Source organism: Bacillus sp. z60-11, from assembly GCF_046464135.1.
Classification (GTDB): Bacteria; Bacillota; Bacilli; order Bacillales; family Bacillaceae; genus Bacillus; species Bacillus sonorensis_A.
In genome coordinates this window covers 226,974-252,127 of the sequence record NZ_JBIYSN010000002.1, presented here as the reverse complement: position 1 = coordinate 252,127, position 25,154 = coordinate 226,974, and the positions used below count along the sequence as shown (strand labels likewise).

At 46.9% G+C, this 25,154-nt stretch carries 24 protein-coding genes; 23 read left to right on the top strand and 1 reads right to left on the bottom strand.

Annotation, left to right across the window (positions count from 1 at the left end; genetic code table 11):
• Positions 1–8: 8 nt before the first annotated feature.
• The 17 genes from accC to ACINLD_RS07925 all read left to right on the top strand — a co-directional run bounded on the left by accC (position 9) and on the right by ACINLD_RS07925 (position 16,948).
• Positions 9–1,361, top strand: coding sequence for an acetyl-CoA carboxylase biotin carboxylase subunit (gene accC / locus ACINLD_RS08005; protein ID WP_026587812.1), 1,353 nt, complete (start codon positions 9–11; stop codon positions 1,359–1,361).
• A gap of 47 nt (positions 1,362–1,408) precedes the next feature.
• Entirely contained in the window at positions 1,409–1,792 is a 384-nt protein-coding gene (locus ACINLD_RS08000) for an Asp23/Gls24 family envelope stress response protein (protein WP_035428366.1), read from the top strand.
• Between the two features lie 290 nt (positions 1,793–2,082).
• Positions 2,083–2,472, top strand: coding sequence for a transcription antitermination factor NusB (gene nusB, locus ACINLD_RS07995; protein WP_077736501.1), 390 nt, complete (start codon positions 2,083–2,085; stop codon positions 2,470–2,472).
• A 16-nt stretch (positions 2,473–2,488) separates the two neighbouring features.
• Positions 2,489–3,337, top strand: coding sequence for a bifunctional methylenetetrahydrofolate dehydrogenase/methenyltetrahydrofolate cyclohydrolase FolD (folD, locus tag ACINLD_RS07990; protein ID WP_026587808.1), 849 nt, complete (start codon positions 2,489–2,491; stop codon positions 3,335–3,337).
• Between the two features lie 71 nt (positions 3,338–3,408).
• On the top strand, positions 3,409–4,758 hold the full coding sequence (gene xseA, locus ACINLD_RS07985) for an exodeoxyribonuclease VII large subunit (RefSeq protein WP_026587807.1): 1,350 nt from the start codon (positions 3,409–3,411) through the stop codon (positions 4,756–4,758).
• Positions 4,751–5,011, top strand: coding sequence for an exodeoxyribonuclease VII small subunit (locus ACINLD_RS07980; RefSeq protein WP_077736502.1), 261 nt, complete (start codon positions 4,751–4,753; stop codon positions 5,009–5,011). Before xseA ends, ACINLD_RS07980 begins: the two co-directional genes overlap by 8 nt.
• Positions 5,001–5,891, top strand: coding sequence for a polyprenyl synthetase family protein (locus ACINLD_RS07975; protein ID WP_026587805.1), 891 nt, complete (start codon positions 5,001–5,003; stop codon positions 5,889–5,891). The genes ACINLD_RS07980 and ACINLD_RS07975 overlap by 11 nt, the downstream gene beginning before the upstream one ends.
• Before the next feature lie 261 nt (positions 5,892–6,152).
• A complete protein-coding gene (gene dxs / locus ACINLD_RS07970; protein ID WP_026587804.1) occupies positions 6,153–8,054 on the top strand; it encodes a 1-deoxy-D-xylulose-5-phosphate synthase in 1,902 nt (633 codons plus the stop codon).
• Entirely contained in the window at positions 8,051–8,896 is an 846-nt protein-coding gene (locus tag ACINLD_RS07965; RefSeq protein WP_026587803.1) for a TlyA family RNA methyltransferase, read from the top strand. Before dxs ends, ACINLD_RS07965 begins: the two co-directional genes overlap by 4 nt.
• A 106-nt stretch (positions 8,897–9,002) precedes the next feature.
• Positions 9,003–9,452, top strand: coding sequence for a transcriptional regulator AhrC/ArgR (gene ahrC, locus ACINLD_RS07960; protein WP_026587802.1), 450 nt, complete (start codon positions 9,003–9,005; stop codon positions 9,450–9,452).
• Positions 9,453–9,481: 29 nt separating this feature from the next.
• Positions 9,482–11,212, top strand: a complete 1,731-nt coding sequence (gene recN, locus ACINLD_RS07955) for a DNA repair protein RecN (protein WP_077736503.1) — start codon at positions 9,482–9,484, stop codon at positions 11,210–11,212.
• Between the two features lie 180 nt (positions 11,213–11,392).
• The gene (gene spoIVB / locus ACINLD_RS07950) at positions 11,393–12,676 is read left to right on the top strand and encodes a SpoIVB peptidase (protein ID WP_026587800.1); all 1,284 of its coding nucleotides are present in this window, start codon (positions 11,393–11,395) and stop codon (positions 12,674–12,676) included.
• Positions 12,677–12,966: 290 nt separating this feature from the next.
• The gene (gene spo0A, locus ACINLD_RS07945) at positions 12,967–13,767 is read left to right on the top strand and encodes a sporulation transcription factor Spo0A (protein ID WP_026587799.1); all 801 of its coding nucleotides are present in this window, start codon (positions 12,967–12,969) and stop codon (positions 13,765–13,767) included.
• Positions 13,768–14,111: 344 nt separating this feature from the next.
• Positions 14,112–14,681: a serine O-acetyltransferase gene (locus tag ACINLD_RS07940; RefSeq protein ID WP_236251141.1), complete on the top strand. Its 570-nt coding sequence runs from the start codon at positions 14,112–14,114 to the stop codon at positions 14,679–14,681.
• Positions 14,682–15,102: 421 nt separating this feature from the next.
• Positions 15,103–15,411, top strand: coding sequence for a hypothetical protein (locus ACINLD_RS07935; RefSeq protein WP_026587797.1), 309 nt, complete (start codon positions 15,103–15,105; stop codon positions 15,409–15,411).
• A 35-nt stretch (positions 15,412–15,446) separates the two neighbouring features.
• Entirely contained in the window at positions 15,447–16,067 is a 621-nt protein-coding gene (locus ACINLD_RS07930) for an N-acetylmuramoyl-L-alanine amidase (protein WP_035428363.1), read from the top strand.
• A gap of 152 nt (positions 16,068–16,219) precedes the next feature.
• Positions 16,220–16,948 (top strand): glycerophosphodiester phosphodiesterase, encoded by a 729-nt coding sequence (locus ACINLD_RS07925; protein ID WP_077736526.1) that lies wholly within the window; start codon positions 16,220–16,222, stop codon positions 16,946–16,948.
• A 36-nt stretch (positions 16,949–16,984) separates the two neighbouring features.
• Here ACINLD_RS07925 and ACINLD_RS07920 read toward each other — a convergent pair whose 3' ends face one another.
• Positions 16,985–17,230: a DUF2627 domain-containing protein gene (locus ACINLD_RS07920; protein WP_077736527.1), complete on the bottom strand. Its 246-nt coding sequence runs from the start codon at positions 17,228–17,230 to the stop codon at positions 16,985–16,987.
• Between the two features lie 153 nt (positions 17,231–17,383).
• Between ACINLD_RS07920 and ACINLD_RS07915 the strand changes: the two genes are divergently transcribed.
• The 6 genes from ACINLD_RS07915 (at position 17,384) to ACINLD_RS07890 (ending at position 25,154) form a co-directional block, all read left to right on the top strand.
• A complete protein-coding gene (locus tag ACINLD_RS07915) occupies positions 17,384–19,450 on the top strand; it encodes a sigma 54-interacting transcriptional regulator (protein ID WP_142246145.1) in 2,067 nt (688 codons plus the stop codon).
• 127 nt (positions 19,451–19,577) lie between these two features.
• Complete coding sequence (gene yqiS / locus ACINLD_RS07910) at positions 19,578–20,489, top strand: phosphate butyryltransferase (protein ID WP_026587792.1); 912 nt, start codon at positions 19,578–19,580, stop codon at positions 20,487–20,489.
• Positions 20,490–20,492: 3 nt separating this feature from the next.
• Positions 20,493–21,587 (top strand): branched-chain amino acid dehydrogenase, encoded by a 1,095-nt coding sequence (gene bcd, locus ACINLD_RS07905; protein ID WP_026587791.1) that lies wholly within the window; start codon positions 20,493–20,495, stop codon positions 21,585–21,587.
• A 34-nt stretch (positions 21,588–21,621) separates the two neighbouring features.
• Positions 21,622–22,728 (top strand): butyrate kinase, encoded by a 1,107-nt coding sequence (buk, locus tag ACINLD_RS07900; protein WP_026587790.1) that lies wholly within the window; start codon positions 21,622–21,624, stop codon positions 22,726–22,728.
• On the top strand, positions 22,718–24,139 hold the full coding sequence (gene lpdA / locus ACINLD_RS07895) for a dihydrolipoyl dehydrogenase (protein WP_077736529.1): 1,422 nt from the start codon (positions 22,718–22,720) through the stop codon (positions 24,137–24,139). The genes buk and lpdA overlap by 11 nt, the downstream gene beginning before the upstream one ends.
• A 22-nt stretch (positions 24,140–24,161) precedes the next feature.
• Positions 24,162–25,154 carry a thiamine pyrophosphate-dependent dehydrogenase E1 component subunit alpha gene (locus ACINLD_RS07890; RefSeq protein WP_077737212.1) on the top strand — a complete coding sequence of 331 codons (993 nt, stop codon included), beginning with the start codon at positions 24,162–24,164 and terminating at the stop codon, positions 25,152–25,154.

Below are 25,154 nucleotides of genomic sequence, written 5' to 3'. Positions count from 1 at the left end.
CAATTGAGATGATAAAAAAGCTATTAATTGCGAACAGGGGAGAAATTGCTGTCAGAATTATCAGAGCGTGTAAAGAACTGGGAATCGATACAGTTGCCGTCTTTTCAGAGGCTGACAGAGAGGCGCTTCATGTACAGATGGCCGATGAAGCATTCTGCATCGGACCCAAGCTTTCAAAAGACAGCTATTTAAACATCACCAACATCGTCAGCGTTGCTAAAATGACCGGGGCGGACGCGATTCATCCAGGTTACGGCTTTCTTGCGGAAAACTCAGATTTCGCAGAGCTTTGCGAAGAAGTAAACGTCACCTTCGTAGGACCGACCGCGGACGCGATCTCCAAAATGGGAACAAAGGATGTCGCAAGGGAAACGATGAAGCAGGCCGGCGTTCCGATCGTACCGGGCTCTCAAGGAATTATTGAGGATATAGAAGATGCGGTTTCATTGGCACGCGATATCGGGTATCCTGTGATTATAAAGGCAACTGCCGGAGGCGGCGGAAAAGGAATCAGGATTGCCCGGACGGAAGAAGAGCTGATCAACGGCATCAAAATCACCCAGCAGGAAGCCGCGACAGCGTTTGGCAACCCCGGTGTGTACATCGAGAAATATATTGAAGATTTCCGGCACGTCGAAATTCAAGTCCTTGCAGACACACACGGAAACACGATTCATTTGGGTGAGCGTGACTGCTCGATCCAAAGAAGGCTGCAAAAACTGATTGAAGAAACCCCTTCGCCTGCGCTTGATGAAGGAATCAGGGAGCAGATGGGTCAGGCGGCGGTCAAAGCGGCTGAAGCCGTTCAGTATACGGGAGCGGGAACAGTCGAGTTCATTTATGACTACCGCGAACAAAAGTATTACTTCATGGAAATGAACACGCGGATTCAGGTTGAACACCCGGTGACGGAAATGGTGACCGGCGTCGATTTGATCAAAGAGCAGATCAAAGTGGCTTCAGGCGAGAAGCTGAGCCTGACCCAGGATGAAGTCGCCTTTAACGGATGGGCGATCGAATGCCGGATTAACGCGGAAAATCCGGAGAAAAACTTCATGCCTTCTCCGGGAAAAATCGAGATGTACCTGCCTCCGGGCGGTCTCGGCGTCAGAGTGGACTCAGCTGCATATCCGGGCTATATGATTCCGCCGTACTATGACAGCATGATTGCCAAGGTCATCACATATGGAAAGTCGCGGGAGGAAGCGATCCAAAGAATGAAGAGGGCGCTGAGCGAATTCGTCATCGAAGGCGTTCATACGACGATCCCTTTCCATTTGAAGCTGCTTGACCATGAAACATTTGTAAGCGGAGAATTTAATACGAAGTTTTTAGAAATATATGATGTAATGGGGTCGTAATTTATACGGAGGTGAGCAGATTGAAAGACGACAACAGCTTATTGGAAATGAGCCATGAAGAAGATCATTTAGGAAAAGTGGAGATCGCTCCGGAGGTCATTGAGGTGATTGCCGGAATCGCCGCTTCCGAAGTTGAAGGCGTTGCCGGAATGCGCGGCAATTTCGCAACAGGTGTTGTAGAACGCTTTGGAAAAAAGAATCACGGCAAGGGCGTCAAAGTTGATCTGACCGACGACGGCATTATCATTGACGTCTACTGTGTGATGCTATTCGGCGTTTCCATTCCTAAAGTTGCAAATGCCGTCCAGGATAATATCCGCCAGACGCTCCTGAATATGACGGCTCTGTCGATTAACGAAATCAACATTCATATCGTTGGAGTCCAATTTGATTCAAAAACACAAGAAGTGGAAATCGATCAAGAGATGTAGCACTTTTTTGGGAGAACCAAGGGGAATGTCGGCCCTTTGGTTTTTTCATGTTCCGTGTGTTTAAAAAATCATTTTTCATAAGCATCATTCCGGTGGTATCGATCAAAAATAAAAGCAATGAAAGACCCGGCGCAAAAATAAAAACGAATGTTGTTGGGAGTTTATTGTTTATTATTCGGTTATTGGCGATAAAATCACGATTTTCGCATGCGAAAACACTAAAAATATGATATGATCTCTTTGTGGCTTAAGCGGCAGCAGCAAAGAGGATTAAAGGAGAAAAAGTAAGGATGAAAAGAAGAACAGCAAGAGAAAAGGCTTTGCAGTCATTATTCCAGATTGATGTCAGCGATATAGAACCGAAAGAAGCAATGCAGCATGCCCTTGACGACCTTGAAAGCGATGCTTTTTTCGAACAGCTTGTTTACGGGGTCTTAGAGAACAAAAGCAAAATCGATGAGATGATCAAGCGTCATCTCGTCAATTGGAAGCTCGACAGGCTCGCCAATGTCGATCGCGCGATTCTGCGTTTATCCGCTTATGAAATGCTGTTTTTGGACGACATACCTGTCAACGTCTCTATGAATGAAGCGATAGAACTGGCAAAGCAATTTGGTGATGACAAGTCAGCGAAGTTTGTAAACGGTGTTCTTTCTAACATTAAATCAGACCTTGAATAATTTAGGAGGAGAGCAAATGACAGCAACCATCATCGACGGAAAAGAAACAGCGAAAGAAAAGCGCGGGCAGCTGGCCAAGGAAGTTGAAGAGCTTAAAAAACAGGGAGTTACCCCGGGATTGGCCGTTATTTTAATTGGTGATGATCCGGCGTCTCTTTCATATGTACGCGGAAAGAAAAAAGCAGCTGAAGCTATGGGGATGCGCTTCCAATTGGACCATTTTGACGCAGATTTCTCTGAACAGGAACTTCTTGAAGTCATCGACCAGTACAACAAGAATGACGACTTTCACGGAATTCTTGTCCAGCTGCCTCTTCCGGATCATATTTCCGAACAAGCGGTGATTGAAAGGATATCTCCTGACAAAGATGTTGACGGTTTTCATCCGCTGAACGTAGGAAAGATGCTGCTCGGCGAAGATACATTCCTGCCTTGCACACCGGCGGGAATCGTCGAATTGCTGAAGAAAACCGGCATTGATCTGTCAGGGAAAGAGGTTGTTGTCGTCGGCAGAAGCAATATCGTGGGGAAACCGGTTGGCCAGCTGCTTTTGAACGAAAACGCAACCGTCACATATTGCCATTCAAGGACGGCCGATATAACGGCGCACACGAAAAAAGCCGATGTGCTGATCGTAGCTGTGGGGAAAGCCAATTTTATCAAAGCGGATCAGATAAAAGAAGGAGCCATTGTCATTGATGTCGGCGTCAACCGCCTTGACAACGGAAAGCTCACCGGAGATGTGGCGTTTGATGAGGCAAAAGAAAAAGCATCATATATCACGCCTGTACCCGGAGGCGTCGGTCCGATGACGATTACAATGCTTGCCCATAACACGGTAAAATCAGCGAAACGTTCCCTTTAAAAAAACGTTCACCCGCCGGATGATGTCCGGCGGATGAACCTACCTGTGCCTCTAAGAAAGGAGACTGTGCCATGAGTGAAGTATCATTTGTCACGGTCACGGCTTTGACAAAATATATTAAACGCAAGTTTGACGTCGATCCCCATCTTGATGATCTTTGGATCAAGGGCGAGCTGTCAAATGTGAAAATACATAGCAGAGGACATATTTATTTTACGCTCAAGGATGACAATGCCCGCATCCAGGCCGTTATGTTTGCCAGACAAAACAAAGGTCTCGGCTTCACCCCTGAAAACGGGATGAAGGTGTTGGTGAGAGGCGGCATTTCGGTTTACGAACCGAGCGGCAGCTATCAGCTCTATGCGAAGGAAATGCAACCAGACGGCATCGGTGCGCTTCATCTGGCTTATGAAGAATTAAAGAAAAAACTTTCACAAGAAGGTTTGTTTGACGAAAAACATAAAAAATCCATCCCCGCCTTTCCATCTGTCATCGGTGTTGTCACTTCTCCTACAGGAGCGGCTGTACGGGATGTCATCACCACCATTAAAAGAAGATATCCCCTTGTAAAAGTGATCGTCCTTCCAACTCTCGTTCAGGGAACAAACGCGAGCCAGTCTATCGTCAACAGCATTGAAGAAGCCAACCGCAGAGAGTTGTGCGACGTATTAATCGTCGGACGCGGCGGCGGGTCGATTGAAGAGCTGTGGGCTTTCAATGAAGAGATCGTCGCCAGAGCCATTTTTTCGTCCGACATTCCGATTATTTCCGCCGTCGGGCATGAAACGGATTTTACGATCAGCGACTTCACAGCTGATTTGCGGGCTGCAACTCCGACGGGTGCCGCCGAGCTTGCGGTCCCAAATATCATTGATTTGCTGGAGCGCTTAAAAACACTTGAAGCAAGAATCACAAACACGATGCAACAGGATCTAAAAAAAAGACAGGAGCGGGTGAAACACCTTCAGTCGTCCTATGCTTTCCGCTATCCCAAAAGGCTCTATGCCCAAAAAGAACAGGAGTTTGATCTCGCGTTTGACCGTTTTCAAAAACAGCTGGCCTTGACACTGGAGCAAAAAAAACAGATGCTGAACGAAAAGACGTACAAATTGGAAATGCTACATCCGGCTGAACAGCTGAAACAAGCGAAAAGGCGCCATGAGGAACAGACAAACCGGCTGAAACGGAACATGAGAGTGCAGCTTAAGCACATTCACTCGCAGTTTCAAACGGTTCTTGGTAAACTGAATGCATTGAGCCCTCTTGAAGTCATGGAAAGAGGGTACAGTTTGACATATAAGGAAAACGAACTGATTAAAAGTATTGAACAGGTCGAGGAAAAAGACGAAATCCTTGTCAAATTAAACGACGGGACTTTGGCCTGTGAAGTACGGCAAAAGAGAGGCGAAACAAATGGCTGAAGATAAGAAAAGAAACCAGGAGGACGTTACGTTTGAAGAGGCCATGAAAGGTCTGGAACAGATCGTAGCAAAGCTTGAAGAAGGGGATGTGCCTTTGGAAAAAGCGATCGATTACTTCCAGGAAGGCATGACTCTTTCAAAAATGTGCCACGAAAAACTGCAAAATGTTGAAAAGCAAATGGACTATATTTTGCGGGAAAATGGCGAATTAACTCCTTTCAGTGTCCGGGAGGAGGAAAAAGGTGAGCGTTAATCTGGATGTTTTTTTAAAAACGAGAAAAGCATTGATCGAAGAACGCCTTCCTATATATATACAAGAACTGCAAGCGCCGACATCCCTGAAAGAATCCATGCTTTATTCTTTGGAAGCGGGAGGAAAAAGGCTGAGACCGATTTTGGTGCTTGCGCTTCTTCATGCTTACGGCAAAAATGAAGCGGACGGAATTCCGGTCGGATGTGCGGTCGAAATGATCCACACCTATTCGTTGATCCATGATGATCTTCCCTGTATGGATGACGACGATTTAAGAAGAGGAAAACCGACAAACCATAAAATTTTCGGAGAAGCGACAGCGGTTCTGGCAGGAGACGCATTATTGACCGAGAGCTTTAAATTGATTGCTTCGCAGATGCCGGCAGACGTCTCCGCCGAAAAGCGCCTGAGACTGGTAAATGAGCTGGTTTCAGCGGCGGGGGCCGAAGGGATGGTCGGCGGCCAAATTTTAGATATGGAAGCTGAATCAAGATCCATTTCCCTTGAGGACCTGCAGACGATTCACGAAGGAAAAACGGCCAAGCTCCTCAGCTTCAGCGTGATTGCCGGCGCCGTTCTGGCCGATGCACCTGAAGATGAAATCGAAAAGCTCCGCGAATTCAGCCATCATATCGGCATCGCTTTTCAAATCAGAGACGATATTTTGGATTTGGAGGGGTCCGAGGATAAAATCGGCAAGCGGATCGGTTCTGACACGACAAACGGGAAATCGACCTATCCAGCAATCCTTTCTGTGGATGGCGCTAAACAAAAGCTCAGCGAGCATATTGAAAAGGCGAAAGAGCTAATCTCGACGCTTTCTTTGGAAAAAGAACTCCTTTATGATTTTTGCGAGATGATTGCCCGCCGGGATCACTGATGCCTTTGTTTCCATTTGAGCACACAAGGCTGATTATGCTAAAATAGAAGCAGTTGAACCGGAAACGCCGCGCCGTTATCACGATGTGTTAGCGGCTGTTTTTTCAGATTAAAAAGCGTCCCGATATGCACGTTTGCGCATGAGGATGTTTTCATCATATAATAATCCAAGCTGATCATAATGAAAGCAGTCCTTAAAATGCAGTTGAAAATGAGCAAGGCGCATACTTGCAGAAATCATGCTGAAAGTGAGTTGATCCGATTGGATCTGTTATCTATAAAAGACCCCAAATTTTTAAAAGATCTTTCCCTTCAGGAACTGGAGGATTTAAGCGCTGAGATTCGCCGCTTTTTAATTGAAACGCTTTCCGAATCAGGGGGGCACATCGGTCCGAATCTCGGCGTCGTTGAGCTGACCATTGCTTTGCATAAAGAATTCAACAGTCCGAAAGATAAATTTTTATGGGATGTCGGGCATCAATCTTATGTACACAAGCTTTTGACCGGCCGCGGAAAAGATTTTGCGACTTTGCGCCAGCATCTGGGATTGTGCGGCTTTCCGAAACGAAATGAAAGCGAACACGATGTCTGGGAAACAGGCCACAGCTCAACTTCTCTTTCCGGTGCGATGGGAATGGCAGCTGCCAGAGATTTAAAAGGTACAAACGAGTACATCATCCCGATCATCGGCGACGGCGCTCTGACGGGCGGCATGGCGCTTGAAGCGCTGAACCACATCGGACACGAACAAAAAGATATGATTGTCATTTTAAATGACAATGAAATGAGCATCGCTCCAAATGTCGGAGCGATTCATTCCATGCTCGGAAGGCTGCGCACAGCCGGAAAGTATCAATGGGTGAAAGATGAGCTCGAATATTTGTTCAAAAGAATACCCGCTGTGGGCGGAAAACTTGCCTCAACGGCTGAGCGAATCAAAGACAGCCTGAAATATCTGTTGGTGTCAGGGATGTTTTTTGAAGAGCTTGGTTTCACGTATTTGGGGCCTGTTGACGGGCACTCATACGAAGAGCTGTTCGAAAACCTGCAGTATGCGAAGAAAACGAAGGGGCCTGTCCTTCTCCATGTCATCACCAAAAAAGGAAAAGGCTACAAACCTGCGGAAACCGATAAAACCGGAACTTGGCATGGAACCGGCCCTTATAAAATCGATACGGGGGATTTTGTCAAGCCAAAAGCCGCCGCTCCGTCATGGAGCTCACTTGTCAGTGAAACGGTCCGGAAGCTTGCGCGCGAAGACGAACGGATTGTGGCCATCACCCCGGCCATGCCGGTTGGCTCGAAGCTTGAAGGGTTTGCAAGCGAGTTTCCGGAGCGGATGTTTGATGTCGGCATTGCCGAACAGCACGCTGCCACGATGGCTGCCGGTCTTGCCACACAGGATATGAAGCCGTTTTTGGCGATCTATTCCACTTTTCTTCAGCGCGCATATGACCAGGTTGTCCATGACATCTGCCGGCAAAATTTAAACGTATTTATCGGTATTGACAGAGCAGGGCTTGTCGGCGCAGACGGAGAAACCCACCAAGGCGTATTTGATATTGCCTTTTTAAGGCATATTCCAAATCTGGTGCTGATGATGCCGAAAGACGAAAATGAAGGCCAGCATATGGTCAATACGGCTGTCAAATACAATGACGGTCCTATCGCCATGCGTTTTCCGCGCGGAAACGGACTTGGCGTCAAAATGGATCAAGAGTTGAAGACGATTCCGATCGGGACATGGGAAGTGTTGCGGCCCGGAACTGATGCCGTGATTTTAACGTTCGGCACAACCATTCCGATGGCGCTTGCCGCGGCGGAGGAGCTCCAAAAAGAAGGGCGCTCCGTCAGAGTAGTGAATGCCCGCTTCATCAAACCGCTTGATGAAAAGATGCTCAAGGGGATTCTGAACGAAGGTCTTCCGATCTTAACGATCGAGGAGGCTGTCCTTCAAGGCGGTTTCGGCAGCTCGATTCTTGAATTTGCCCATGACCATCAGTCATACAGTCCGATGATTGACAGAATGGGGATTCCTGATCGTTTCATCGAACATGGAAGCGTTGCAAAGCTGCTTGAAGAAATCGGCTTAACGAAAGAAGAAGTCATCAGACGAATAAGGATGCTGACACCTGTAAAGACTCATAAAGGAATTGGATCATGACAGCAAAAAAAGAACGGCTTGATGTTTTATTAGTAGAAAGAGGGTTAATGGAAACGCGGGAAAAAGCGAAAAGGGCGATCATGGCCGGTATTGTCTATACGAATGAAAACAGGCTGGACAAGCCGGGTGAAAAGGTCGACCGCACGATTCCGCTGACCATTAAAGGGAACCCGTTAAAATACGTCTCTAGAGGCGGATTAAAGCTTGAAAAAGCATTGAAGGAATTCCAACTTTCCGTCCGCGGCAAATTGATGATCGATATCGGTTCGTCAACGGGCGGATTTACCGACTGCGCCCTGCAAAACGGTGCTTTGCGCTCCTATGCGGTGGATGTCGGCTATAATCAGCTTGCCTGGAAATTAAGGCAGGATGAGCGGGTGATCGTGATGGAGCGCACGAATTTCCGCTACTGTACTCCAGCTGACTTTACGGCAGGAATGCCGGAGTTTGCCACCATTGACGTCTCGTTTATCTCGCTGAAAATCATATTGCCAGTGTTGAAAAACATTTTGGTGGCGGACAGCGATTGCGTCGCTCTGGTCAAACCGCAGTTTGAAGCCGGCCGTGAATCAGTTGGGAAAAAAGGCATCGTCCGCGATCCTCTCGTCCATAAAGCTGTGCTGAACGATATCAGCCAATTTGCCGCCCGGGAAGGATATCATTGCAAAAATGCATCATTTTCTCCGATAACAGGAGGAGACGGCAACATTGAATTTCTGCTTCATTTGCATTGGGAAGGGCCAGATAAGCCCGGAACACCGATCGCAGAACATATGGTCAATCAAATTGTCGAAGAGGCTCACGACACATTAAAAGCGAAAAAGTCGGATGAAAAGGAATAATAGTGGGCTATTATTCCTTTTTTGCTGCAAACGTGTACTTTTTCGGCAAAATCATATAACATAAATGTATAAACATACACAATGTGTGTATAAGCAGAGGTGGAATATGAACAAAGGTCAAAGGCATATTAAAATCAGGGAAATTATCACTGCAAATGAGATTGAGACACAGGATGAGCTCGTCGATATTTTAAAGAAAGACGGATACAATGTCACACAGGCCACCGTTTCACGCGATATCAAGGAGCTTCACCTGGTGAAAGTGCCGACAAATAACGGCTCCTATAAATACAGCCTGCCTGCTGATCAGCGGTTTAATCCGCTCTCCAAGCTCAAGCGATCATTGATGGATGCGTTTGTCAAAATTGATTCGGCAAGCCACATGATCGTCCTGAAGACGATGCCCGGCAACGCCCAGGCAATCGGTGCGTTGATGGACAATTTGGATTGGGAAGAAATCATGGGGACGATCTGCGGCGATGATACGATTTTGATTATCTGCAGAACTCAGGAAGATACGGAACATGTTCAGAAAAAAATTCTGGAACTTTTATAAATAGGCCCGAAAAGAGGTGTCACAAAAGTTTGTTAGCTGAATTATCGATCAAAAACTTTGCCATTATTGAAGAGTTAACCATTTCATTTGAAAAAGGGCTTACTGTATTAACCGGAGAGACTGGAGCTGGAAAATCGATCATCATTGATGCAGTATCGTTGCTTGTCGGGGGCAGAGGGTCGAGTGAATATGTCAGATATGGAGAGAAAAGGGCCGAATTAGAAGGGTTGTTTCTGCTTGACAGCGGACATCCCGTTTTTGATCTCTGCGCCGAACTTGGAATTGAAGCCTCGGATGATATGATCGTTATGAGAAGAGATATTAATGCAAACGGCAAAAGCATCTGCCGCGTCAATGGAAAACTTGTGACGATCGCAGCTCTCAGGGAAGTCGGCAGACTTTTATTGGACATCCACGGCCAGCACGACAACCAGCTTCTAATGGAAGATGATCAGCATCTTCAGCTGTTGGACAGATATGCGGGCGAAGAAATTGATAAGGCATTAAAAGCTTACCAAGAAGTATACGACCGCTATATGAATGTCGTCAAAAAGGTCAAGCAGCTTTCTGAAAGCGAACAGGAAATGGCGCACCGGCTCGATTTGATTCAATTTCAGCTTGATGAAATCGAATCCGCCAATCTTCAGCCGAAAGAAGACGAACTGCTGCAAGAAGAACGCCAGCAAATTGCCAATTATGAGAAAATATATGAAGGGCTTCAGCATGCCTATAACGCCCTGCGCAATGAGCAAGCCGGGCTCGATTGGGTCGGGATGGCCTCAAGCGAGCTTGAGAATGTATCAGAGATCAATGGCGGGCTCAAAAAAATCTCTGAGTCAGTGGCGAATGCCTATTACATTCTTGAGGATTCAACATTTCAGATCAGAAACATGCTCGATGAATTGGAATATGATCCCGAACGGCTTGATTTCATCGAATCACGCTTGAATGAAATCAAGCAGCTGAAACGGAAATACGGCGCCACTGTCGAAGACATACAAGCCTACTCAGCCAAAATAGAGGAAGAGATCGACCGCATTCAAAATCGCGACAGCCATCTTCAGGCATTAAAGGCAGAGCTTGAATCAGTCGGCAAAGATGTTGCGATTGAAGCGGTAAATGTCTCAGACATTCGTAAATCATGGGCGAAGAAGCTCGCCGGACAAATCCAGCAGGAGCTCAAAGAGCTTTATATGGAAAAATCGACATTTGACACACAATTTCAAATCAAAACGGCAGATGCCCGCGATGACGCTCCTACCGTCAACGGCGTACCCGTCCAGCTGACGAAACAAGGCATTGACAGCGTTCGCTTCTTAATATCGACAAATACGGGAGAACCGCTCAAATCCTTATCAAAAGTTGCTTCAGGAGGAGAATTGTCAAGGATTATGCTGGCGATGAAAAGCATTTTCTCCGCGCAGCAGGACGTCACTTCGATCATTTTTGATGAAGTGGACACAGGTGTCAGCGGAAGAGTGGCCCAGGCGATTGCTGAAAAAATCCACCGTGTTTCAATCGGTTCACAAGTGCTGTGCATCACCCATTTGCCGCAAGTGGCCGCCATGGCGGATACCCACCTTTTGATCACGAAGCAATCGAAAGCCGGAAGGACGACGACGAGCGTCACTCCGCTGTCAAAACAGGAAAAAATAGCTGAGATCGGCCGGATGATCGCCGGCGTTGAAGTGACAGATTTGACAAAACGCCACGCCAAAGAGCTTCTGCATCAAGCAAAACTTGTCAAAACGGGCGGATAAGCTGTTCAATCTTTTGAACAGCTTATTTTTTGTCTCATTTTCTTATTCCAACGTTTCTTTATCATTTTATCCAATGTTTTTCTTCTCTTCGCAGTTATAAATCACTGTCAGGAAGGCAAAAGTAATGAATGTAGCGAAAGAATTTAGATGGTGTGGGTTAGGTGCGAGGAGAGTGAAAAGGTGGATGTTGAAAAAATCAGAAAAGCTGTGGGTATAATTCTCCTTGTTTCTTTAATAAGTGTAGGATTTTACAAACCGGTGAAAGAATACATTGAAATACCAAAAAACATGAACATTTTTGAGACGGGTTCAAGAGCAATAGAGACAAGCTTAGCCGTCCATACTCCTCAAGATGAATCATCAGAGGCATTCACATTAAAAGAGAATAAACATGAAGTCGAGATCAAAGGTGAAAAAAACGGAAAGGCAGAACTCGTTTATGACTTTGCCGGATTTCCAGTTAAAAAAACAAAAGTAAATGTCCTGCCGGATCTTAAGGTCGTTCCAGGAGGGCAGTCGATTGGCGTCAAGCTACACTCTGTCGGCGTACTGGTCGTCGGGTTTCATCAAATCAATACGCCTGATGGCAAAAAGTCCCCCGGCGAGGCTGCCGGAATCGCGGTAGGCGATATCATCACCGAAATCAACGGCACGAAAATAGAAAAAATGAATGACATCACCCCTTTCATTCAAAAAGCAGGGAAAACAGGTGAAACGCTAAATCTGTTAATCAAAAGGGACAAACAGGAGATCAAAACAAAACTGGTCCCGAAAAAAGATCAGGCTGAGGATAAATACAGAATCGGTTTATATATCAGGGATTCTGCCGCAGGGATCGGCACCATGACATTTTATGAACCAAAATCAAAAAAATACGGAGCGCTCGGCCACGTGATTTCCGATATGGATACGAAAAAGCCGATTGTCGTGGAAAACGGTCAGATTGTGAAATCGACTGTCACCTCCATCGAAAAAGGAAAGGGCGGAAACCCCGGTGAAAAACTGGCGCGCTTTACTTCTGAACGAAAAGTGATCGGCGACATTAACAGAAACAGCCCGTTTGGGATATTCGGGACGCTGCATGAATCGATCAAAAACCATGTGGCTGACAAAGCGGTGCCGATCGCATTTTCAAATGAAGTCAAAGAAGGGCCTGCGCAAATTTTAACAGTCATTGAAAACGATAAGGTCGAGAAATTTGATATTCAAATCGTCAGCACAACACCGCAAAAGTTTCCTGCAACAAAAGGAATGGTGCTGAAAATTACCGACCCCAAGCTCTTGAATAAGACAGGCGGTATCGTTCAAGGAATGAGCGGCAGTCCGATTATTCAAAATGGAAAAATCATTGGGGCGGTCACACACGTTTTCGTCAATGATCCGACGAGCGGCTACGGCGTTCACATCGAATGGATGCTGTCCGAAGCCGGGATCGATATTTACAAAAAGGATCAAGCAAGCTAACTGCCGGGAATCCCCCGGCAGTTTTTTGTTTTCACCTTTCATTCTCCCGCACTGTGAGTTAAAATAAAACAAGAAAGATTTTTCGACAAATTCGCGTTCTTCCGTTTGTCAAACTGCATATCAAGTCGAAAAATCAAGAAAATCTGAGAAAAACGAAAAAAAAGAGAGATAAACCACTAATATTGGAAAAATCATTTTTTAAAAAAGGGAATAAAGTGGTCTTGTCGAATTAAACATATTAGAAAAAGATTAATGAAAATGATCAACATACACATTGGGGAGGAAGAAACGTGGAGAAAATTAAAGTATGTGTTGCTGATGATAACAGAGAACTTGTCGGACTGTTAAGCGAATATATTGAGGGGCAAAACGACATGGAAGTGCTCGGTGTGGCTTATAACGGGCAGGAATGTCTTTCTTTGTTTAAAGACAAGGAGCCCGACGTGCTCGTTCTTGATATTATCATGCCTCATCTTGACGGCCTGGCTGTGCTTGAAAGGCTGAGGGAGTCACAGCTCAAAAAACAGCCGAATGTCATTATGCTGACGGCGTTCGGACAGGAAGACGTGACGAAAAAAGCTGTTGATTTAGGCGCGTCATATTTTATCCTAAAGCCGTTTGATATGGAGAATCTGGTCGGCCATATCCGCCAGGTCAGCGGAAATGGTTCACAATTGACGCACCGCGCGCCGTCTTCGCAAAGCAGCGTGCTTCGTCCGCAGCCTGAATCGCCGAAGAAAAACCTCGATGCCAGCATCACGACGATCATCCATGAAATCGGTGTTCCCGCTCATATAAAAGGATATTTATACTTACGTGAAGCCATTTCCATGGTGTATAACGATATTGAACTTTTAGGCAGCATCACAAAAGTGCTGTATCCAGATATCGCTAAAAAATTCAACACAACGGCAAGCCGAGTCGAACGGGCCATCCGCCACGCGATCGAAGTCGCATGGAGCAGAGGCAACATCGATTCGATCTCATCGCTGTTCGGCTACACGGTCAGCATGTCAAAAGCAAAGCCTACCAACAGCGAGTTCATCGCGATGGTCGCCGACAAGCTGCGCCTGGAGCATAAGGCGTCTTAAGCCCGGATATTGCTGATTGATTTACCCAATAAGTGAAGACCTCGTCTTTGATAGGCGAGGTTATTTTTTGTGAATCGTAAACAACATGTGCAATGTGTCATTTGTCTCATTTGTTAAGCAAGCCCTAACTGCCCACTTGCGAAATGCCGAAATATTGTAATTGCAGCACGTTTGATACATGCCCGAAAGCTATATGATGGAATTCAGTAATGCCTTTGATACCTGGGGGAATTCTCCTTTGTTTTTGCCTTAACATCCTGTCTTTTCGGACGGGATTATTTTTTTGACATGGACTAAAGACCTCCGAAAAACCGATCACAAAGCAGGATGATTGTGTTAAAATTATGAAAAAAGTGGGTGACGATGTGATCTTAACGAAAACTGATCTTCGCTATTATCTCGAACAAGACAAAAAAGCGTTGGGAATCTCCAAACGCAAGCGGGCTAAATGGTTTGGCGATGATATATGGAAGTATCAGATAGCCCTTCGCAAACATGAATATTATACAAATACCAATTCCAAGGTGTTCAAGCACATCTACCGGTATCTGCATAAAAAGAAAGGATTGAGGCTCGGCTATGATATCCCGGTGAATGTATTCGGCCCAGGGTTGAGAATCAACCATTACGGCATGCTCATCGTCAACAGCAATGCTAAAATAGGCGCAAACTGCGACATTCATCAAGGGGTTAACATCGGGCAAAATCATGATCATCATGATGTTCCTACGATTGGCGACAATGTCTGGATCGGACCTGGAGCCAAGCTTTTTGGCAACATTCACATTGCCGACGGCATTTCGATCGGAGCGAACGCCGTAGTCAACAAATCTTTTACTGAAGCAAACATAACGATCGCCGGCGTACCGGCCAAAAAAATTAAAGGGAAACAGGTTGTGCAGCAGCAAGGATAAGCCCATTTTTCAGCATGGCAACCCAACAGAAACCGTATGTTTCAGACAGCTGACTAAATGGCGATAACGGTCGCACGCCATCATAACCTTTACATAAACTGAAGGATATAAAGCCAAGCCGTGTTAAACGTCTTTTTGAAAAGAAAAAAGGCGTTTTTTTCATACAAAAAAATCGCTTATTGAACTTTTCAGCAAAAAATGATGAAAAAGATTGGCTCCCTTCCATTTTTCATCCATTTTCCGTCCGGGATAGATCATTTTTCATGGACGAATCAGAGCGGATGGCTGCTAACAACCGGAAATCGCTGAGCCGTTGGAAGGTGGAATTCAAGAGTGATGGGCCGGAGTGATGAGCTTTACAGCTAAGGAGGGTTGAAGATAAGGTACAGGTGTACAAAATCCAGCGGATGAGGTGATCGAAGTGAAAAAAGGAGTCGTTCTGATTTTGTCCGCCATACTGTTTTTGACAGGCTGCGGCACTTCTCAGCACAACGGCCGCAACGAGGATGAAACGGGCGCGGAAATCATGACAAAGGAAGGTACATTTGTCGGTTTGGCTGATCAGCATACCGTAGCCGTCAATATTGATGGCAAAGAGACGATGCTGCAGGTCCCGCCTGATAAACGGGACAGCTATAAAGGAATCGAAGAACAGACAAAGGTGGAGGTCAATTATACGAAAGCTGAGGACGGCACATTGCAGCTTGAAGATATCAAAAAGAAAGAATGATGGATCGTAAAATGGAGATGTGGGAGGAAGAAACGGTGAAATGGCTAGTAAAGAGCTTATTTATAGTGCTATGTTCTTTTGTGATGGTTCTTCCCGGTGCTTTTGCGGCAGAACCGCTTTCCGGAAAAACGGTTTATGTCGATGCAGGGCATGGGGGAGAAGACAGCGGAGCGGTCGGAAACGGACTTTTGGAGAAGGATGTTAATCTTGATGTATCCAAGTTGCTGAATGAAAAATTGCAGGATGAAGGGGCAGACACAGTCATGACGAGAACGGATGATACGTTTTTGACCCTTGACGATCGTGTGGCAAAGGCGGATGCCGACGGCTCAGATCTTTTCATCAGCATTCATGCAAACTCTGCTGTACCTGAAGCTTCAGGTACAGAGACGTATTTTGACTCGACGTATCAAGCGGCTGAAAGCGAGCGCCTGGCATCGGAAATCCAAGAGCGGCTTCCCGGTGCGTTGGAAACCGCGGACAGAGGAGTAAAAGAGTCGCCGTTTTATGTCATCAAGCATTCAAAAATGCCGAGTGCTTTAGTTGAACTGGGTTTTATCACAAATGAATCTGATGCCGATAAACTCATCAGTTCACAATATCAAAAAAAAGCGGCCGATTCGATTGCTGAAGCTGTCGTTTCTTATTATGAATAACTTCTTTAAGCCCCGTTAGCACCGGGGCTTTTTGCATGTCATCGAGGCGAAGAGGTTTTTGATGTTAAAAAAGGGCTTAAAGGTGGAAAGAAAGCAGTAAAGTATTCATAATGAGGAGTAACGTTTATTTCATTTTTAGAGGTGAAACCTACATGACGAAAATTTTTGCACACAGAGGCGCTTCAGGGACGTTTCCTGAAAATACAATGACGGCATTCGAACATGCGGCCGCTTTAGGCGCCGACGGCATCGAGTTGGATGTGCAAATGACGAAAGACGGCCGGCTTGTCGTGATTCACGATGAAAAGCTTGACAGAACGACATCGCTGACAGGTTATGTTAAAGATTATACATATCAGGACCTCAAAACGGGAGACGCAAGTCATCGCTTTTCTGAAAAGACCGGTTTTGTCCCGGTCCCGACTCTTGAAGAGGTGTTTGATTGGGCGGCGACAGGCGATTTTTTCGTGAATGTTGAACTGAAAAACAGCATTGTCCGCTATCATGGAATGGAAGAAAAAGTGATGGCGCTGATTTCCGAATATCAGCTTCAGGATCGGATGATTCTTTCTTCTTTTAATCATGAAAGTCTCGTTCTTTGCCGGCGGCTGAACCCTGAAATCGAACTGGCCGCCCTTTATATGGATGTGATTTATCAGCCTGAACAGTATATTGAGATGATTCCCGCCTCCGGGTTTCATCCCTACCTCCGCTCCATGTCGGAACATACGATCAAAAACGCTCACCAGAAGCAGAAAGCAGTCAGGCCGTTTACCGTCAACCGCGAGGAGGATATGAAAAGACTGATGGAAGCCGGTGTTGACGGTTTCTTCACCGATTTTCCCGAAAAAGCGCTCCAGCTCAAGAAAACCATGTCGTAAAAAAACCGCGGAGATTGATCCGCGGTTTTTTTGCCGTTAATTGTTCTGTTTTTTTCTAAATCGAGGGCTCACCTGGTTTCGCTTGCGGTCTCTGTAAAAAATAAATCCGCCCAACAAATACAGTCCGCCGGTAAAACAAATCATACCGGTAAGCCCTTGAAGCCAAAGGATTTGAAAAGGATCGATTAAAACCCCGAAAACCGTGTCCCGCATTAATTTGATGCCTGCAGCAGCCAAAGCGCCGGGAATCAGCAAAATCAGCAGTGCGATCAGTCTCCCCATACACGAATCCCCTTACCAAAGATTTACCTTTATTGTCTATTCGAAAAAAAAGTTTGTCAAGAATGGAAAACATGATAACATAGATGTTGTGCAAATTGTTGCAAATGATGATTATGGTATGCAAAATTTTTCATACAAAGGGGTTAAGGGATGATACAAAAAGTACTGATTGTTGGTGCTGGAAAAGGGGGAACAGCTCTCTTAGATTTGCTGTTGAAAACAAAGTCGCTCAATATCGCCGCAGTCATTGACAAAAACCCAGCGGCTCCCGGGCTCATCTTTGCTCAGGAGAATAAGATCGAAACGGCTCTGGACTGGACGCCATACATAACAAAACAGATCGACATCATCATTGAAACAACCGGTGATCCTGATGTATTGCAGCAAGTGATGCGGAAAAAACACGACAGAACGATTGTTGTGCCGGGTTCGCTCGCATATATCATCTCCCAGCTGATGAATGAAAAACAGCAGCTGATCCAGATGCTCAAAGAACAAACCTATAAGCATGACCGCATTTTTAATTCAATGAATGACGGCATGATTTTTATCGACATTCGTGAAGAGATTATCCTGTTCAACAAAATGGCTGAAGAAATGACCGGAACAAAGCGCCGTGAAGCGATCGGTCAGCACATCAAGAATGTCATTCCGACTACGAAGCTTCCCCGCATCCTGAATACGAGGGAGCCTGAATACAACCAAAAACAGTTTTTGCATCCGAACAGACAGATTGTCACGACGAGAATTCCGATCATCGATGACGGAGGGACGCTTTTAGGTGCGCTCAGCATATTTAAAGACATTACCGATGCGGTCGAACTGGCTGAAGAGGTGACGAACCTGAAGGAAGTCAGAACGATGCTTGAAGCGATTATTCAGTCTTCTGATGAAGCCATTTCTGTCGTCGATGAAAACGGAAACGGAATGATGATCAACAGGGCGTATACAAAGATGACGGGCCTGACGAAAGAGCAGGTGATCGGCAAACCTGCGAACACGGATATTTCAGAAGGTGAAAGCATGCATTTAAAGGTGCTTGAAACAAGGCGGCCGGTCAGAGGCGTCAGAATGAAGGTCGGACCGAATAAAAAGGAAGTGATCGTCAATGTCGCGCCGATTATCGTTGACGGTATCCTGAAAGGCAGCATCGGCGTCATCCACGACGTTTCAGAAATCCAATCGCTGACGAACGAGCTCAACAGGGCTCGTCAAATTATCCGTACGCTTGAAGCGAAATATACATTTGCCGATATTATCGGCTCAAGCGAGCAGATGCTTGTCGCGCTTGAACAGGCAAAATTGGGGGCGAAGACCCCTGCGACGATTTTGCTGAGAGGCGAATCCGGAACGGGGAAAGAGCTTTTTGCCCATGCCATACATAACGAAAGTGACCGAAAGTATAATAAGTTTGTCCGGGTCAACTGTGCGGCCATTTCAGAATCGCTGCTGGAATCAGAGCTGTTCGGCTATGAGGAAGGCGCCTTTTCCGGAGCGAGGCGCGGCGGAAAAAAGGGCTTTTTTGAAGAAGCGAACAACGGCAGCATTTTCTTGGATGAAATTGGGGAACTCTCGTTAAATACACAGGCAAAGCTGCTCCGTGTGCTGCAGGAGAAGGAAATCGTCAGGGTCGGCGGGACGAAGCCGATTCCTGTAAACGTCCGAATTATTGCCGCAACAAACGTTAATATTGAAAAAGCGCTGGCAGACGGCAGATTTCGCGAAGATTTGTACTACCGGATCAATCGTTATCCGATATCGATACCGCCGCTCAGACAGCGAAAGGAAGATATCGAAGCCTTGAGCCGGCATTTGATCGGAAAAATCAATCAGGAATACGGCCGCAATGTAAAGGGCCTGACGAAACATGCGCTCAAATCCTTAAAAGCGCGAAAGTGGCCGGGCAATGTCAGGGAGCTTGAAAATGTCCTGGAGCGGGCCATGATTTTTTTGAAGCCGCAGATGGAATTAATCGATCTCCAACACTTGCCTGAAGCAGACCTCCCGAAAAAGAAAACAGAAATCGGATACGCTTTTCCGGATATCGAAAATGAAAAGCTTTCCGACGCCGTTGAACGGTTTGAAGCTCATGTGATTAAAGAAATGCTTGAAAAGCATCAATATAACAGGACGAAAACAGCAAAAGCGCTTGGCGTCAGCATCCGCAACCTTTATTACAAAATGGATAAATACAATCTTGCAAAAGGCGGCATGCAATAAGTTGCAGTTAAACATGCAGAATCATGCAAACTTTAAAACAAGATCATTGAGCCGATCCGCTTTATTGACAGTGGCACGAATCTTGCATGATAAAGAGTGCGGATGTTTGCTTAGAAAGGTGGGTACTATGAAGCTGAAACAACTATTTCAAAAAGCGGCGGAGCTCGACAACAAAACGGTCGCCGTCGCACATGCAGAAGACGATCAAGTGCTTCAAGCCGTCAAGCTTGCGGTTGACAAGCAATTCGCCCGGTTTTTGCTGATCGGGCACAGAGAAAAAATCAGACATATGATGACAGAGCAGAACATTTCAAAACAGCATGTTGATATCATCCATTCGGAAACGCCCGCAGATTCAGCAAGAATCGCTGTTCAAGCTGTAAAAAGCGGGAATGCGGATGTACTCATGAAAGGAAATGTGCCGACAGCCGTCCTGTTAAAAGCCGTTTTAAATAAGGAATACGGGCTGCGCTCCTCTCACGTGCTGTCACATGTAGCGGCATTCGAAGTCAGCGGGTTTGACAGGCTCATCTATGTAACCGATGCGGCTATGAATATCAATCCGAAGCTTGAAGAGCTGAAGCAAATTTTAGAAAATGCCGTCCGCGTCGCAAGATCAGTCGGAGTCCAAATGCCGAAAGCCGCCTGTCTGGCTGCTGTTGAAACGGTGAATCCTGCAATGGAAGCCACATTGAATGCAGCTGCTTTAACACAGATGAATCACAGAGGACAAATCAAGGACTGCATCGTTGACGGTCCGCTGGCTTTGGATAACGCGATTTCAGAGATTGCTGCCCGGCATAAAAACATTTCCGGGATTGTGGCGGGCCAAGCGGATATCCTGCTTGTTCCTTCAATTGAAACAGGCAATGTCCTCTATAAATCATTGATTCATTTTGCGGGTGCGAAAGTGGGAGCCGTTTTAGCAGGGGCAAAAGCGCCCATCGCTTTAACAAGCAGGGCCGATTCCGCAGAAAACAAGCTGTATTCGATTGCTTTGGCGTTATGCACGTCTGAAGGACGACATGAGGAGGAATAAGAAATGGAACTATTTCGATATATGGAACAGTATGACTATGAACAATTGGTGTTTTGCCAAGATAAGCAGTCCGGTTTAAAAGCGATCATCGCGATTCATGATACGACGCTCGGACCCGCTTTGGGCGGCACGAGAATGTGGACATATGAAAGCGAAGAAGCCGCAATTGAAGATGCGCTTCGCCTGGCGCGGGGGATGACCTATAAAAACGCGGCGGCCGGATTGAATCTCGGAGGAGGCAAAACGGTCATCATCGGAGATCCGCGCAAAGATAAAAATGAAGAAATGTTCCGGGCATTCGGCCGCTACATTCAAGGACTGAACGGAAGATACATTACCGCAGAAGACGTCGGCACTACTGTTGAAGATATGGATATCATTCATGATGAAACAGACTTTGTCACAGGCATTTCACCGGCTTTCGGTTCCTCGGGCAATCCGTCGCCTGTCACAGCCTACGGTGTGTATAAAGGGATGAAAGCCGCAGCGAAAGAGGCGTTTGGAACGGATTCACTTGCAGGAAAAACCGTTGCTGTCCAAGGCGTCGGCAATGTTGCCTACAATCTTTGCCGCCATCTTCACGAAGAAGGCGCGAAACTGATCGTCACCGACATTAACAAAGAAGCTGTTGAGCGCGCCGTCGCGGATTTCGGCGCCCGCGCCGTCGACCCTGATGATATTTATTCGCAGAATTGTGATATCTATGCACCGTGTGCACTCGGAGCGACGATCAACGATGATACGATTCCGCAGCTGAAGGCCAAAGTCATTGCCGGAGCAGCCAACAATCAGCTGAAAGAGACCCGCCATGGGGACCAGATCCACGACATGGGCATCGTCTATGCACCGGATTATGTCATCAATGCCGGGGGCGTCATCAATGTCGCCGACGAACTATACGGCTATAATGCAGAGCGCGCGCTGAAAAAAGTCGAAGGGATTTACGGAAACATCGAACGGGTTCTGGAAATCTCTAAGCGCGATCGAATTCCAACTTACTTGGCGGCGGACCGTCTGGCTGAGGAGCGGATAGAACGGATGCGCCATTCCAGAAGCCAATTTTTGCAAAACGGCCATCACATTTTAAGCAGACGTTAATTACACCCCCTATATACACTGGAGGTTCAAGGAAATGCAAATACAGGAAAAGCGTATTCTCGTCATCAATCCGGGATCAACATCTACTAAGATCGGCGTTTTTCACGATGACCGTTCCATTTTTGAAAAATCAATCCGTCATGACGAGGAAGAGCTAAAGCAATTCGAAACCATCATTGATCAATATGCGTTCAGAAAGCAGGCTGTTTTGGAGACGCTGCATGAACAGGGCATCAATATTTCAAAACTGAACGCCGTCTGTGCAAGAGGAGGTCTGCTCCGCCCGATTGAAGGCGGCACATATGAAGTGAACGCCGCGATGATCGAGGATTTGAAAAACGGCTATGCCGGCGAGCATGCTTCAAATCTTGGCGGGATCATCGCCAGGGAAATTGCCGACGGCTTAAATATACCGGCCTTTATCGTCGACCCCGTTGTCGTCGATGAAATGTCTCCCGTCGCAAAAATTTCCGGAACCCCGGCAATCGAAAGAAGAAGCATCTTCCATGCGCTCAACCAAAAAGCGGTCGCCCGAAAAGCGGCCTGGCAGTTTGGAAAGCGGTATGAAGATATGAAAATGATCATCACCCATATGGGTGGCGGGATTACGACAGGCGTTCATTACAATGGACGTGTCATCGATGTTAACAACGGCCTGCACGGGGAAGGTCCGCTCAGTCCGGAGCGGGCCGGAACCATTCCGGCCGGAGATCTGATCGATATGTGTTTCTCAGGCGAATATACCCGTGACGAGCTCATGAAGATGCTCGTTGGCGGCGGCGGGCTTGCCGGCTATCTCGGCACGACCGATGCCGTAAAAGTGGAAAAAATGATCAAGGAAGGCGATCGAAAAGCCGCGCTCATCTATGAAGCGATGGCTTATCAAATCGCCAAAGAAATCGGGGCTGCCAGCGCCATTTTAAAGGGTGAAGTCGATGTCATCATTTTGACGGGCGGGCTGGCTTATGGAAAATCATTTGTTGCCTCGATCAGAAAATACATAGACTGGATTTCGGATGTCGTCGTCTTACCCGGTGAAAATGAGCTGCAGGCTTTGGCTGAAGGCGCTTTTCGTGTATTGAACGGCGAAGAAAAGGCGAAACAATATCCGAACCAGAGGAGGGAAAGTCATGGCAACTGAATACGATCTCGTCATTCTTGGCGGTGGTACAGGCGGCTATGTGGCGGCCATCAGAGCATCTCAGCTGGGGCTTAAAACAGCTGTTGTGGAAAAGGGGAAGCTTGGCGGCACATGCCTTCATAAAGGCTGCATTCCGTCAAAGGCGCTCTTGAGAAGCGCAGAGGTGTATCGGACAGCGCAAAAAGCGGAAGAATTCGGAGTGGTGATTCCTGAAACCGAACTGCGGTTTTCCCAGGTTCAAACACGAAAACAAAGGATTATTGACCAGCTTTATAATGGTGTCAAACATTTGATGAAAAAAGGGAAAATCGACGTATATGAAGGAATCGGGCGGATTCTCGGACCGTCGATATTTTCGCCGATGCCGGGCACGGTATCTGTCGAGATGGCGAACGGAGAAGAAAATGAAATGCTCGTCCCTAAAAACGTCATCATCGCCACCGGTTCAAGGCCCCGTTCGCTCTCGGGGCTCGAGCCGGACGGTGAACGGATTATGACATCTGATGAAGCGCTTGAGCTTGAGCGTCTTCCGGAGTCCATCTTGATCGTCGGCGGCGGTGTCATCGGAATTGAGTGGGCTTCCATGCTGTCCGATTTCGGTGTTGACGTGACGGTGCTTGAATATGCCGAACGGATTTTGCCGACGGAAGATGCAGACGTTTCAAAAGAAATGCAAACCCTGCTGACGAAAAAAGGCATCAAGATTGTCACGGGGGCAAAAGTGCTTCCTGACACTCTGGAAAAAGGGGAGTCTGTCACCATACAGGCAGAAAAAGGCGGAGATACGCAACACTTTGCCGCTGAAAAAATGCTCCTTTCAGTCGGAAGGCAGGCCAATGTCGAAGGAATCGGCCTGGAAAACACGGATATACAGGTGGAAAACGGCTTTATCGCGACAAACAGCATGTATCAAACAAAAGAGTCCCATATCTATGCGATCGGTGACGTCATCGGCGGATTGCAGCTTGCCCATGCGGCTTCCCACGAAGGGATCACCGCTGTTGAACACATCGCCGGCAATCAGCCTCATGCCATTGACTACTCGCTTGTTTCCAAGTGCATCTACTCCAGTCCAGAGGCGGCGTCTGTCGGCTTGACTGAGGAAGAGGCAAAGGCGGCAGGCCGGAAGATCAAAATCGGCAAATTTCCGTTTCAGGCCGTCGGCAAGGCGCTCGTCTACGGCGAATCAGCCGGCTTCGTCAAAATTGTCGCTGACGAGGACACAGATGACATTCTCGGCGTCCATATGATCGGCCCGCATGTGACGGATATGATTGCTGAAGCGGGGCTCGCCAAGGTGCTCGATGCGACGCCGTGGGAGGTCGGCCAAACAATCCATCCGCACCCGACGCTATCTGAAGCCATCGGAGAAGCCGCTCTTGGCGTGGATGGAAAAGCGATTCATTTTTAACAAGCATGAAGGAGTGAAAAACATGAGCAATAATCGTCATGAAGCAGTGGGATTAACGGATGAACAAGCAATCGAAATGTACAAAACCATGCTTTTAGCCAGAAAGCTTGATGAGCGGATGTGGCTCTTAAACCGCGCCGGGAAAATTCCTTTTGTTATTTCCTGTCAAGGACAGGAGGCGGCACAGGTTGGTGCAGCTTTCGCTTTAGACCGCGACAACGACTATGTCCTCCCGTATTACAGAGATATGGGGGTGGTGCTCGCTTTTGGCATGACGGCAAAAGATTTGATGCTGTCCGCCTTTGCGAAAAAGGAGGACCCAAACTCCGGAGGCAAACAAATGCCGAGCCACTTCGGCCAAAAGAAAAACCGGATTGTCACAGGGTCTTCACCTGTGACGACACAAGTGCCCCACGCTGTCGGCGTAGCGCTTGCCGGCAGGCTCGACAATCAAAATATCGCGACATTTGTCACATTTGGAGAAGGCTCTTCAAACCAGGGGGATTTTCACGAAGGGGCAAACTTTGCCGCTGTTCATAAGCTTCCTGTTATTTTCATGTGTGAAAACAACAAATACGCGATTTCCGTCCCTTACGAAAAGCAAGTGGCCTGTGAGAACATTTCCGACCGCGCCGTCGGCTACGGTATGCCCGGCCAGACAGTTGACGGAAATGATCCTCTTGAAGTTTACAAAGCGGTGAAAGAAGCGAGGGAACGTGCCGGAAGAGGTGAAGGCCCGACATTGATCGAAACGATTTCATACCGGCTGACCCCGCACTCAAGTGATGATGATGACAGAAGCTACAGAGAGCGCGAAGAGGTAGCGGAGGCGAAGAAAAACGACCCGATCATCAAATTCGCACAATACTTGAAAGATGCCGGCCTGTTGGATGAGCAATCTGAAAAAGAAATGACAGACGAGATCACAAATGTTGTCAATGAAGCAACAGATTATGCCGAACATGCCCCATATGCCGATCCTGAAGAGGCGCTGCGGCATGTTTACGCAGAGTAA